9 protein-coding genes and 1 tRNA gene are annotated in these 11,849 nt (G+C 72.9%); 5 read left to right on the top strand and 5 right to left on the bottom strand.

Annotation, left to right across the window (positions count from 1 at the left end; genetic code table 11):
• The first annotated feature begins 32 nt into the window (after positions 1 to 32).
• Positions 33 to 1,025, top strand: coding sequence for a magnesium and cobalt transport protein CorA (locus ACWC5C_RS27715; protein WP_385445258.1), 993 nt, complete (start codon positions 33 to 35; stop codon positions 1,023 to 1,025).
• A 36-nt stretch (positions 1,026 to 1,061) separates the two neighbouring features.
• Here the strand turns inward: ACWC5C_RS27715 and ACWC5C_RS27710 are convergent, their stop codons facing one another.
• Both ACWC5C_RS27710 and ACWC5C_RS27705 read right to left on the bottom strand, forming a co-directional pair.
• Positions 1,062 to 1,865: a ferritin-like domain-containing protein gene (locus ACWC5C_RS27710; protein WP_450879731.1), complete on the bottom strand. Its 804-nt coding sequence runs from the start codon at positions 1,863 to 1,865 to the stop codon at positions 1,062 to 1,064.
• Positions 1,866 to 2,095: 230 nt separating this feature from the next.
• On the bottom strand, positions 2,096 to 3,145 hold the full coding sequence (locus tag ACWC5C_RS27705; RefSeq protein ID WP_385445254.1) for an LLM class F420-dependent oxidoreductase: 1,050 nt from the start codon (positions 3,143 to 3,145) through the stop codon (positions 2,096 to 2,098).
• A 201-nt stretch (positions 3,146 to 3,346) separates the two neighbouring features.
• Between ACWC5C_RS27705 and ACWC5C_RS27700 the strand changes: the two genes are divergently transcribed.
• Positions 3,347 to 4,327 carry an aldo/keto reductase gene (locus ACWC5C_RS27700; protein WP_450879623.1) on the top strand — a complete coding sequence of 327 codons (981 nt, stop codon included), beginning with the start codon at positions 3,347 to 3,349 and terminating at the stop codon, positions 4,325 to 4,327.
• Complete coding sequence (locus tag ACWC5C_RS27695; RefSeq protein WP_450879621.1) at positions 4,324 to 7,134, top strand: helix-hairpin-helix domain-containing protein; 2,811 nt, start codon at positions 4,324 to 4,326, stop codon at positions 7,132 to 7,134. The genes ACWC5C_RS27700 and ACWC5C_RS27695 overlap by 4 nt, the downstream gene beginning before the upstream one ends.
• Positions 7,135 to 7,861: 727 nt before the next feature.
• Here ACWC5C_RS27695 and ACWC5C_RS27690 read toward each other — a convergent pair.
• On the bottom strand, positions 7,862 to 8,551 hold the full coding sequence (locus ACWC5C_RS27690) for a hypothetical protein (RefSeq protein ID WP_450879619.1): 690 nt from the start codon (positions 8,549 to 8,551) through the stop codon (positions 7,862 to 7,864).
• A gap of 47 nt (positions 8,552 to 8,598) precedes the next feature.
• Between ACWC5C_RS27690 and ACWC5C_RS27685 the strand changes: the two genes are divergently transcribed.
• On the top strand, positions 8,599 to 8,787 hold the full coding sequence (locus tag ACWC5C_RS27685) for a DUF5703 family protein (protein WP_079038522.1): 189 nt from the start codon (positions 8,599 to 8,601) through the stop codon (positions 8,785 to 8,787).
• 107 nt (positions 8,788 to 8,894) lie between these two features.
• Here the strand turns inward: ACWC5C_RS27685 and ACWC5C_RS27680 are convergent, their stop codons facing one another.
• On the bottom strand, positions 8,895 to 9,809 hold the full coding sequence (locus ACWC5C_RS27680) for a chaplin (RefSeq protein WP_450879617.1): 915 nt from the start codon (positions 9,807 to 9,809) through the stop codon (positions 8,895 to 8,897).
• A gap of 335 nt (positions 9,810 to 10,144) precedes the next feature.
• Positions 10,145 to 11,485 (bottom strand): M20/M25/M40 family metallo-hydrolase, encoded by a 1,341-nt coding sequence (locus ACWC5C_RS27675; protein WP_450879615.1) that lies wholly within the window; start codon positions 11,483 to 11,485, stop codon positions 10,145 to 10,147.
• A 245-nt stretch (positions 11,486 to 11,730) separates the two neighbouring features.
• Here ACWC5C_RS27675 and ACWC5C_RS27670 point away from each other — a divergent pair.
• Positions 11,731 to 11,815: transfer RNA gene (locus ACWC5C_RS27670), tRNA-Leu, on the top strand.
• Positions 11,816 to 11,849: the final 34 nt, after the last annotated feature.

The following is an 11,849-nucleotide window of genomic DNA, read 5'->3' as shown; positions in this document are numbered from 1 at the left end:
CCCTGTGCGCTTTCTTACCCGGGCGAGGCAGAATGCCCCGCGTGATCGTGGATTGTGCCATCTACCAGGACGGGTGCCGCACCGAGGGCCCCGCCGACTTCTCCGACGCCCTCGACCAGGCGCGCGCGGCCGGGGACTCGTTCCTCTGGATCGGGCTGCACGAGCCGACGGAGAAGGAGTTCGGGCTGGTCACCAGCGAATTCGGGCTGCACCCGCTGGCCGTTGAGGACGCGCTGACCGCGCACCAGCGGCCGAAGCTGGAGATCTATGACGACTCGCTGTTCCTCGTGCTCAAGCCGGTCCAGTACGAGGAGAAGGCCGGGACCGTCACCGCCGGTGAGCTGATGGTGTTCGTCGGTGACTCCTTCGTGGTGACCGTACGGCACGGCGAGGCCAACCCCTTGAGCGCGGTACGGGAGCGGCTGGAGCACACCCCCGAGGTGCTGGCGCACGGGCCGACGGCGGTGATGTACGCGGTCGCCGACGCGGTCGTGGACCACTACCTGGATGTCGCGGACGGGCTCCACGAGGACCTGGACAGCCTGGAGACGGAGGTCTTCGCGCCGGACGGGAACGGTGGCCACAACACGGCGGGCCGGATCTACGCCTTCAAGCGCGAGGTGCTCGAATTCCGGCGCGCCACGGGCCCGTTGGCGGAGCCGATGACCCGGCTCGCGGGCGCCGGGGTGCCGTTCGTACACGAGGGGTCGCGGCCGTTCTTCCGGGACGTCCATGACCATCTGACCCGGGTGAACGAGCATGTGGAGGGCCTGGACCGGCTGCTGTCGGACATCCTCTCGGCCCATCTGGCGCAGATGGGGGTGCGGCAGAACGACGACATGCGGAAGATCTCGGCGTGGGCGGCGATGGCGGCGGTGCCGACGCTGATCGCCGGTATCTACGGCATGAACTTCGAGCACATGTGGGAGCTGCGGCAGCCATGGGGCTACCCGGCCGTGGTGGGGCTGATGGCCGGAGTGATCGGACTGCTGTACCGGATGTTCAAGCGCCGCGGCTGGCTCTGAACGGCCCGCACGCCTGAGCTGAGGCCGAGGCGGGGCTCAGGCGAACTCGGGCTCCTCCGGGGTGGCCGTCTCCGTACCGCCGCCGCCCAGCGCGTCCCGCCGCTCGGGCATCCGCAGCGTCGCCATGCGGCGCCAGCCGCCCAGCCGCTCGTACCCGTACCCGGCCTTGACGCCCGCCGTCAGCACCGCGGACTTCCGCTGCGACCAGCCGAGGATGCGCCCCATGTGCCGCATCACGGCGAGGCTGACGCACCGGTGGACCTCCATCTCGACGAGCGCGCACTCGCGCAGCGCGCGCTGGATGGTCCGGCCGTACCCGGCGGCGGCCAGCCGCAGCAACTCCTCGTGGCAGTAGGCGAGGTGGCTCTCCTCGTCCTTGGAGATCATCGTGACCGCCCGGCCGACCTCCGGATGGTCGCCGAAGCAGCCGCACAACATGGCCATCTGCGCGGCGGCGCGCTGCTCGGTGACCCGGCTGTGGGCGAGGTAGATCACGATGTCGTGCTCGGTGAGCGGCTCGTCGCGGCGCAGCTTCTCGTGGGCGAGGCCGACGCCGCGGGCCTCCAGCAGCATGGTGTAGTCCGCCTCGCGCGGCACCTCGACCGGCTCCAGGCCGCGCTTGCGGAGCAGGGCGTTGAAGATCCGGCCGTGCTTGTCCTCGTCCGCGCCATGGCGGGTGATCTTGGGGGCGAGGGCGCGCTGGGTGTCGGGCACGAGCGCGGCGATCCGGCCGTTCTCCCAGCCGCCCTGCGCCTCGCCGCTGGCGGCGATGGAGCAGAACAGCCGGAACGACTCGTCGTTGCCGAGGATCTCCTGGAAGACGCTTTTCGCCGAGAGCACGATGGCCACCTCCGTGAAATGAGTCAAATGCCGGGTATCGGAAGTGGCAACAGGTGGGACGTCCGGCTCATCCGTACGAGGGAATCACGAGCGAATACGGAGGGTCCCGCCGGGCGCGTAACCCCGGGGCACCGGAGGCGTTGTGCTCCGTGACGGCCGTGGCGGGGAAGACCCCCGAGCCCCCACCACGGCCGCGGAACCTCCCCGTACGCATCGGCTCCGCGCGTCGGCTACGCGAGCCCGGCGCGCTCCAGCGCCTCGACACCGGCCCGCAGCCCGGCCACCCGCTCCTCCAGCGTGAAGCCCGCCGGGGTGAGCGACAGGGTGGTGACACCGGCCTCGGCGTACGCCTTCATACGGTCGGCGACGCGCTCGACCGGGCCGAGCAGCGTGGTGGAGTCGATCAGCTCGTGCGGGATGGCGGCGGCGGCGCCCTGCTTGTCCCCGGCCAGGTACTTCTCCTGGATCTCGGCGGCCTCCTTCTCGTACCCCATGCGCTGCGCGAGCTTGTTGTAGAAGTTCTGCTTGGCGCTGCCCATGCCGCCCACGTAGAGCGCGGTGTACGGGCGGAACTGGTCGGCGAGGGCGTGGACGTCCTCGCCGATCGCGAGCGGGACGGTGGGCACCAGGTCGAAGCCGTCGAGGGTCTTGCCCGCCTTCTCCCGGCCCGCGCGCAGCGAGCCGACAGTGGTCGCCTCGGCGTGCTCGGGGGCGAAGAAGATGACCAGCGCGCCATCGGCGATCTCGCCGGTCTGCTCCAGGTTCTTGGGGCCGATGGCCGCGATGTAGAGCGGGATGTACTCGCGCACCGGGTGCACGGTGAGCTTGAGCGGCTTGCCGGGGCCGCCGGGCAGCGGCAGCGTCCAGTTGGCCCCCTCGTGGGTCAGCCGCTCGCGGGACATCGCCTTACGGATGATCTCCACGTACTCGCGGGTGCGGGCCAGCGGCTTGTCGAACCGCACGCCGTACCAGCCCTCCGAGACCTGCGGCCCCGAGACGCCGAGGCCGAGGCGGAACCGGCCGCCGGAGAGGGAGTCGAGGGTGGCGGCGGTCATCGCCGTCATCGCGGGCGTACGGGCCGGGATCTGGAAGATGGCCGAGCCGACGTCGATGCGCTCGGTCTGCGCGGCGACCCACGAGAGCACGGTGGCCGCATCCGATCCGTACGCCTCCGCGGCCCAGCAGACCGAGTAGCCGAGCCGGTCGGCCTCGCGGGCGACCGCGAGGTTGTCCGCGTCCATCCCGGCGCCCCAGTAGCCGAGGTTGATTCCGAGCCGCATACCCATGCCACACCTCTTACTGATCAGTAACGTCGCTGTTCCGGGGACTCTAGCGCGCGGAACCCCGGTACGTCAGGGGTGGGTCCGGGGTAGGCCGGGGGCAGCTCGTGGGTGATCCACCGAGGGCTGATGGTGGGTTATCCACAGGCTGACACGGTCCGCTTTCCGGCCAGTAATCTCGATGTTCATGGAGCGACGTACATGGAGCTAAGGCACCTGGGCCGCACCGGCCTGCGCGTATCCCGGCTCGGGCTCGGCACGCTCACCTGGGGGCGGGACACCGGAGAACACGAGGCGGCGGACCAGCTCAAGGCGTTCTGGGAGGCGGGCGGGACGCTGATCGACACCGCCGATGTGTACGCGGACGGGGAGGCGGAGTATGTGCTGGGGCGGCTGTTGGAGGGGCTGGTGCCGCGCCGCGATCTGCAGATCGCCACCAAGGCGGGCAGCGTCCCCGACCCGTACCGCCGCTTCGACGGCTCGCGCGGCCACCTCCTGGCGGCGCTCGACGCCTCGCTTGAGCGGCTGGGCACGGACCATGTCGACCTGTGGCAGGTGCACGCCTTCGACCCCGTCACCCCGCTAGAGGAGACCTTGCAGGCGCTGGACATAGCCGTCAGCAGCGGGCGGGCGCGGTATGTCGGCGTGTCCAACTTCTGCGGCTGGCAGCTCGCCAAAGCCGCCACCTGGCAGCTGGCCTCCTCCGGGTCCCACACCCGGCTCGCCAGCACCCAGATGGAGTATTCGCTGCTCCAGCGCGGCATCGAGCGCGAGGTGCTTCCGGCCGCCCTGGACCTGGGCATCGGCCTGCTGCCGTCCTCGCCGCTGGGGCGTGGCGTACTGACCGGAAAGTACCGCCACATGACCCCCTCCGACTCCCGTGGCGCCTCCGAGCTCGCCGCCTTCGTCGCCCCGTACCTCGACGAGGAGGCGAGCCGGATCGTCGACGCCGTCGCCATCGCGGCCGACGGCCTGGCCACCAGCGCGCTGCACGTCGCGCTCGCCTGGGTGCGCGACCGCCCGGGCGTGACCGCGCCCATCGTGGGCGCGCGCAACGCCCAGCAGTTGCGCGCGGCGCTGTCGGTGGAGGCCCTTAGTCTTCCGGACGAGATCTGCCAGGCGCTCGACGATGTGTCGGCGCCCGTGCACCGCTATCCCGATCAGGACTGGAGCACGCTGTGACAACCGACCACCTCGCCGGCGACCCCCCGCCCGAGGAGGCCACCGGGGCGAGCGCGGACGCCGCGCCCGCCGCCGCGCCGGAGCCGGATGGGGCCGGGGCCCCGGCCCCCGCTGAGGCGTCAGCCCACGGGCCGGGCGACGGGCCCGAGGCAGAGCCCGGCGAGAGCACCCCGGCAGACTCGCAACACCCCGCCGCCGGTGCCGCCACCCCCGAGAGCCCCGCGCCCGCCCCGGCCGGGACCGACGCACACGCCGAGACCGGGGCCGGTGCCACCGCGCCGGGCCCGGCTCCGACAGACGCCGCCGTGCAGGCGGCCGCCGGAGCCGAATCGCCGGACGCGGCGACGTCGACCGCTCCCCCGGCAGACCCCGAGCGGCCAGCACCCGGAGCCGGTGCACCGGCCTCGGGCGGCGCTGCCGCAGAAGCCAGGCAGCCCGGCGCCGGAAGCGCCGCCCCGAGGGCGGACACGGACGCCGAGACCGCTATCAGTGCCGAGCCGACGGGAACGGGCAACGCCGCACCGGAGCACCCGGCACCGGCAAGCGCCCCCGGGCAGGCGTCCGCTGGAGCCGGTACACCGGCCGCACCGGCATCAGCCGCCGCCTCGGGGGACCCCGAGCAGCCCGGCCCGGCCGGGGCCGACGCGCACGCCGAGACCGGGGCCAGGGCCACCGTGCGCCCGGCTCCGGCAGACGCCGCCGGGCAGGCGCCCGAGCAGGCAGCACCCGGAACCGGTGCACCGGCCTCGGGCGGCGCTGCCGCCGGGGTGGAGCCGTCGGGGGGCGACGCCGCGCAGGGGGCCAAGCGGCCCGCCGCGCGGGACATGTCGGGGGCCGACGCATCCGGCGGGAGCCCTGGGGCGGCGGGGGGTGGGCGGTCGGCGGCGGCTGAGGCTTTGGCTGCCGCCGTGCGGGCCGTGGAGAGCGGGGAGCGGTCGGCGGCCTCGTTCTTCAACGAGCCCCGACCAGCCCCCGCACGGCCGCAGCCCGCCGCCGCTCCCCCGCGTGAACCGGCCCGTGCCGCCGCTCCCGTCCCGCCACCGGCGCGGCCCGCGGCGGCGGGGGTGGCCGGAGTCCGGGAGGTGCTGGCGGCGGGCGGAGCGCCCGAGGCGCTGGCCGTATCGGTCGCCGAGACACTTGGCGAGCGCGCCGCCGAGGCGCTGCGCGAGGATCCCTGGCAGCTGCTGGCCGTCCCCGGGGTGCGCCCCGACCAGGCCGATGGGTTCGCCCGCGCCCTGCTGGGCCCGGACTGCGAGCCGGGCGACGAGCGCCGTTCGCAGGCGCTCACCGGCTGGCTGCTGGAGCGCGCCGCCCTCGAAGGGCACACCGCGCTGGAGTCCTCCGCGCTGCGCGCCGCCCTCGCCAAGGTGTCCGTACCGGACCCGGACGAGGCGCTGCGGTCGGCCATCGCGGGCGGCGGCGTACTGGTCTTCCAGGACGCCCTGGAGTCGCCCCCGGGCGCCCAGCCGCCCGCACCCGCCGCGTCCGCCGCGTCCGACGACGAGGAGGACGCCGAGCAGCCGGTCCGGGTGCTGCTCGGCCTCGACCGGTACGCGCTCGCGGAGGAGAGCCTGGCGGACGGGTTCGCGCGGCTGATCAGCACCTTCGCCGATGTGCACAAGCCCGCGCCGGACTGGGGCGCGGCCGCCACCGCCGCGCCGTCCCCGTCCGCCGCAGAGCTGATCCGTACCGTCGCGGCGCACGGCCTGGTCGCGCACAGCGGCGGCGAGGCGGCCCGCGCCGAACCGGCGGCGCTGGTCGCCGCCGCGCGGTCGATGGGGCTGCGGGTCTGCGCCGCCGCGCACAGCGAGGACGGCAGGCGGCGGCTGGCCGAGGAGGTCGGCGCCGACGCGGCCGTGACCGTCGCCGGGCTGCTCTCCGGCGGCGAGGGCCCGGGGCGCGACGAGGAGGGCGCGCTGGCGCTCGACCTGCTCGCCGTACTGGACGCGCCCCAGCTGGACGTGGAGACGGCGGCGATGCTCGTCGAGTCCCTGCCGGACGGCGCCCGGCTCGTGCTGAGCGGGGACCCGGGCGTTCTGTGGTCGGCCGGGCCCGGCCGGGTGTTCGCGGATCTGCTGGCGGCCCGCCGCTGCCCGCAGGTGGTCTCCCGTACGCCCGACCCGGGGCCGATCGGCGAGCTGGTCTCGGGCATCGGCATCGGTGAGCTGAACCAGGTGGAGGCGCCGGGCAAGGAGGTCGTGATCGTCCCCGCGCGCGACGCGGGCGAGGCGGTGCACCGCACGGTGCAGCTGGTCGCGGACTCGGTGCCGCGCGCGATCGGCGTGCCGTCGGAGCAGACGCAGGTGATCACGCCGGGCCATGGTGGCGCGGCCGGTACGCGGGCGCTCAACGCCGCGCTGAAGGAGCGGCTGAACCCCGGCCCCGGCCGGTTCGCCGGTTTCGACCCCGGCGACCGCGTCGCCTACACCCCGGCGCCGGGCCGTGCCCTCCCGGGCACCGTGGTCTCGGCGGACGCGGAGGGGCTGCGGCTGGACTGCGCGGGTGCGCCGGTCGTGGTGCCGCGTGAGCAGGTCGGCGACCTGGTACGGCACGGCTGGGCCCTCACCGCCCATCAGGCGGCCGGAATGCGCTGGCCCGCGGCGGTCGTGGTGCTGCCGGGCGACGCGGGCGCCGGGCTGACCCGGGCCTGGGTCTACACCGCCTTCAGCCGGGGCGAGCGGCATCTGTCCGTGGTGCACGGCGTGGAGGCGGCGCTGCCGCGGGCGGTCGCGGAGATCCCCTTCAAGGACCGCACCACGCGCCTGCGGTCCCTGCTCCAGGGCCAGATCCCGCCCACGACGGGGTGACGGGGGCGGGTGCCGGGCGCCCGCAAGGCGAAGGAGCGCCCTTGCGACGCATCTCCGGGGCGGAACCCGGGGACGGACCTCCTCGGGCGCCCCGGGTGCGCCTCACCGCGGCAGCGGGCGGGAACATGCGACCGCAAGGTGGTGGGCCGCCCTCGCGAGGCACCTCCCGGACGAGGTCCCGGGGCGAGCCTCCACGGGCGGGCCGGGTGCGGCTCCCAGCCGTAGCCAGGAGAGCGTGCGATCACTGGCGACCGGGCATCCTCGCGAGGCACTTCCCGGACGGAGCCCCGGGGGGGGCCTCCTCAGGCGAGCCGGGGCGGTGCGATCGCATGGCGGAAGGGACGCCCTCGCGAGGCACCGCTCGGACGGAGCCTGGGGGTCTCCACGGGCGAGCCGGGTGCGGCTCCCAGCCATAGCCGGGAGAGCGTGCGACCTCATGGCGGCCAGGCGGCCTCGCGGAGCACCTCCCGGACGGAATCCGGGGACGGGCCTCCTCGGGCGAGCCCGGCAACGCGGCGAGAGGGCGCGCCTCCCAGCGGCAGCCGGGAAGGCGTGCGGTTGCAAGGCGACGGGCTTCCTCGCGGGGCATCTCCCGGATGGAACCCCGGGGGCCGGGTGCGGCCCCAGTCGTCGCCGGGGCGGCGGGCCGGGCGCGCGGGGACGGGGGGCTTCGTGGGTACGGCCTCCGGCCGCGGGGCGCGGCCGGAGGGACCGGGGTGCGGCCGGGTCAGGTCCCCGGGCCCAGCACCTCGAGGTCGTCCTCGTCCTCGTCGTCCAGCTCCTCATCGAAGACCGAGCTGACGTCGAAGCGGCACACGATCTGCTCCGGATCGGCCTGGTCGAACGGGGCGGACAGCCACTCGCCCGGTTCGGCGGGCTCCTCGACGGCCGCGACCCAGAGGGTCGAGTCGCCCTCCTCCAGGCCGAACTCCTTGTGCCGGGAGGCGATCTCGTCCGGCTCGAACTCACCGAACACCACGCCGAGCGCGGCATGGACGCTTTCCCCGGCACCGGCACCGGAACCAGCCGCCCCACCGCCCAGGCGGCCGTTGCCGGTGTCGAGGTCCGGATCAAGGTCGACGATGCGCTGGGCCTGCGACAGCAGCCGCTGCGGTTCGACCACCGCGTAGTCCCGGCGGATCAGCACACTGAGCGCGCTGGGTTCATCCGGACCCGCATAGGCGGGCAGGCTGTCGTCGCCCGGGATCTCGAAGGGCGTCACTTCGTCGTAGGTGTCGTAGAGCAGCTCGTCGTACACCTCGGCTGCCGCCGCCAGTTCGTTGAATGCGGCGTAGACGGCCGGGTCGCCTTCCCCTGACCGGCGCTCGACGGCGTCGAGGTGACGGTCCAGTGCGGCTTTCACCGCTTCAGCGGCGGCGCGTACCTCGGCAGCGGATGGCTGCGCAGCATCAGACATAGTGCAGACGCTATCCGTACCAGGGCAGTTCCCGCACAATAGATGCGATGCCGGAATACGAATTCTGCGACGTGTACGTGCCACGCGGGGTGTCCCGCAACGCCGCTACCCGCCTGCTCACGGACCATGCCGAATACGGACACTGGGAGTTGGATCGACTAAGACTCAACCCCGACGGCAGCCGAAGAGTGCGGCTGCGACGTCGTATCATCCGCCAGCTCCGCGCTACCTGGTGACGCGCTGCGGGCCCCGCACAAGGCGGGGCCCGCAGTGATCGGACCGGATCGGACCGGCTCAGACCGGACCATCAGACCAGGTCAGGCGCCCGGGGACCGGGTGTGGGTCAGCGCCGCGCGGTGCGCGCCCGGCGGTAGAGCACCGTACCGGCGAGCAGCATGCCCGCGGCGGCCGGAATGGCCAGTTCCACCGGTCCGGCACCGGTGTGAGCGAGCTGCTCGCTGCCCGTGAGGTGGGAACCGCCGAGGTTCGCGGCCGGGTCGGCGCCGTGGGATCCGTTCTGGTGCTGCCCGTTCCCGTTGCCGCCGCCGTCGCCGTTGTCACCGTTGTCGCCGGGGGTGTCATCTCCCGGGTTGTTCGGCTGACCGGGGTTGCCGGGGTTGCCAGGGTTACCGGGCTGACCAGGGTTCCCGGGGTTGCCCGGGGTGCCGGGCTCACCCGGGTTACCGGGGTTGCCAGGGTTTCCGGGGTTACCAGGGTTCCCCGGGTTGCCAGGGTTACCGGGGTTTCCCGGATTGCCGGGGTTCCCGGGATTCCCCGGGTTGTTCGGTACGGCCTCGACCACGCCGCAGCCGCCCGAGCTGCTGTTCCCCGCCGCGATCACCCCGATGCCGTTCCCGCACACGTTGACCGGGACGTGCACCGGGGCCTGGATGTTGTTGCCGGAGGCGATCCCCGGCGAGGACTCGGTGCCGCCCTCGGCGGAGGAGCTACCCGCCTGGGAGCTGGAGGTGCCGGACGTGCTGGACGAACTGCCCGAGCCGCCCGAGCCGGAGCCCGCCTGCGACGCCCCGCCGCCGCACTGCGCGTCGTTGAGGAACCCGAGGACGTTCACCGTGTTTCCGCACAGGGTCACCGGCACATGCACCGGAGCCTGGATGTTGTTGCCCGACACCACCCCGGGTGAGTACCCGGCGCTGCCGTTCGCCCCCGAATCGGCTTGTGCGTAGCCCGCGGTCACGGCCAGAACGCCACTCGCCGCCGCTACGGTGATCAGGCCCTTTTTCGCAACCTGTCGCATAACTCTTCGTCTCCCCTGCCGGTGGCCCGGCCGGAACGCGTGCGGGCGGTGTTCGCCCGAACCCCCATGCCCGGACGGCCCCGGAGCGCGTGGCACGCACTCCGGGCCGCCGGGATCACGTTCCGGTGGACCGTGACTCAACGTCACGTGATCGATGCGGTAGTCGCCGAAGGCCGGGGTTCATCGTCCCGCCCCCTTTTCGGCTTCGCGGCTCGGTCACGAGCCGCACACCCCATGTAACGAGGAGGGAGCAATCAAGCTATCAAGCTACGACACCATTCACCCTTTTGTGATCCATTCAGTATGTGTGAACGATTAGGCCATTCAGGCAGGCCTCAGCACCCGTCGAGGAAGCGGTCCAGGACCCGTACGCCGAACTTCAGCCCGTCCACCGGAACCCGCTCGTCCACGCCGTGGAACATCCCGGCGAAGTCCAGCTCCGGGGGCAGCTTCAGCGGCGCGAAGCCGAAGCAGCGGATGCCGAGGTCGTCGAAGGACTTGGCGTCCGTACCGCCGGAGAGGCAGTACGGCACGGCGCGCGCGATCGGGTCCTCGGCCTTGAGCGCCGTCTGCATGGCCTCGACCAGCGCCCCGTCGAAGGTCGTCTCCAGGGCCTTGTCCGCGTGCACGTCCTCGCGCTTGACCTTCGGGCCGAGGATCCGGTCGAGGTCGGCCAGGAACTCGTCCTCCAGGCCCGGCAGGAAGCGGCCGTCCACATGGGCCGTCGCCTGCCCGGGGATGACGTTGACCTTGTACCCGGCGCCGAGCATGGTCGGCGCGGCGGTGTTCTGCAGCGTCGCCCCGATGAGCTTCGCGATCCCGCCGAGCTTGGCCAGCGTCTCGTCCATGTTGTCCGGGTCGAGCGGGGTGCCGAGCGCGTCGGACAGCTCGTCCAGGAAGGACCGTACGGTCTTGGTCACCCGGATCGGGAACTTGTGCCGCCCGAGCCGCCCGACCGCCTCCGACAGCTCGGTGATGGCGTTGTCGTTGTTGGTCATGGAGCCGTGGCCCGCGGTGCCGTCCACCGTGAGCCGCATCCAGTGCATGCCCTTCTGGGCGGTCTCGATCAGATACAGCCGCAGGTCCTCGTTGACCGTGAAGGAGAAGCCGCCGACCTCGCCGATCGCCTCCGTCACGCCCTCGAAGAGGTCCGGGTGATTGTTGACCAGGTGCCGCGCCCCGAACACGCCGCCCGCCTCCTCGTCGGCGAGGAACGCGAGCACGATGTCGCGCGGGGGCTTGCGGCCGGTGCGCAGCCGCTCCCGTACGACGGCGAGCGTCATGGCGTCCATGTCCTTCATGTCCACCGCGCCCCGGCCCCAGACGCAGTCGTCCGCGATCTCGCCGGAGAAGGGGTGGTGGGTCCAGTCCTCGGCGTTGGCCGGTACGACGTCGGTGTGGCCGTGGATGAGCAGCGCGGGCCGGGACGGGTCCTCGCCCTCGATGCGGGCCACCGTCGAGGCGCGGCCCTTGCGCGACTCGAAGATCTGCGGTTCGAGCCCCACCTCGGCGAGCTTCTCGGCGACGTACTCGGCGGCGGCCCGCTCACCGGGTCCTGAGTGGTCGGGGCCGTAGTTACTGGTATCGATCCGGATCAGATCACGGCACAGATCGACGACCTCGTCCTCGCCGCTGACCGTTCCGGCTTTCGTCCCGCCCGCTTGCGACTCACTCACGCTGCCTCCTCATCATTCCCTGCCCCCGGGGCGGGTCCACCCGGACCGGCCCGCCGCGGGGCTATCCCGCCATCCTCCACCTACCGACGCCGCAGCCCAAGGCCGCAATAGGGCTGTCATATCCCGTACACACCGCGTGCCCCCTCGCACACTCCCCGCCCCCGACCTCACGTGATCGAGCACTCCCGGATGTTTGCTATGGTTTTCCACGTCGGAACGGCCGCAGGCCGGACGGCAGACACCTAGTCCGGGTGGCGGAATGGCAGACGCGCTAGCTTGAGGTGCTAGTGCCCTTTATCGGGCGTGGGGGTTCAAGTCCCCCCTCGGACACGTACCAAATCCCCACGGTTGCTCGTCAACCGTG

The sequence above is a fragment of the Streptomyces sp. NPDC001700 genome (assembly GCF_053596435.1).
Note: the sequence above shows the minus strand (reverse complement) of the source record. Positions and strands in the feature narration are given on the sequence as shown.

What these genes read in the sequence shown, in the direction of transcription:
- ACWC5C_RS27685 (WP_079038522.1), top strand. Translation starts at nt 8,599, where the DNA reads ATGCCGGAATACGAATTCTGCGACGTGTACGTGCCACGCGGGGTGTCC.
- ACWC5C_RS27700 (WP_450879623.1), top strand. Translation starts at nt 3,347, where the DNA reads ATGGAGCTAAGGCACCTGGGCCGCACCGGCCTGCGCGTATCCCGGCTC.
- ACWC5C_RS27715 (WP_385445258.1), top strand. Translation starts at nt 33, where the DNA reads ATGCCCCGCGTGATCGTGGATTGTGCCATCTACCAGGACGGGTGCCGC.
- ACWC5C_RS27680 (WP_450879617.1), bottom strand. Translation starts at nt 9,809, where the DNA reads ATGCGACAGGTTGCGAAAAAGGGCCTGATCACCGTAGCGGCGGCGAGT.
- ACWC5C_RS27690 (WP_450879619.1), bottom strand. Translation starts at nt 8,551, where the DNA reads ATGTCTGATGCTGCGCAGCCATCCGCTGCCGAGGTACGCGCCGCCGCT.
- ACWC5C_RS27705 (WP_385445254.1), bottom strand. Translation starts at nt 3,145, where the DNA reads ATGCGGCTCGGAATCAACCTCGGCTACTGGGGCGCCGGGATGGACGCG.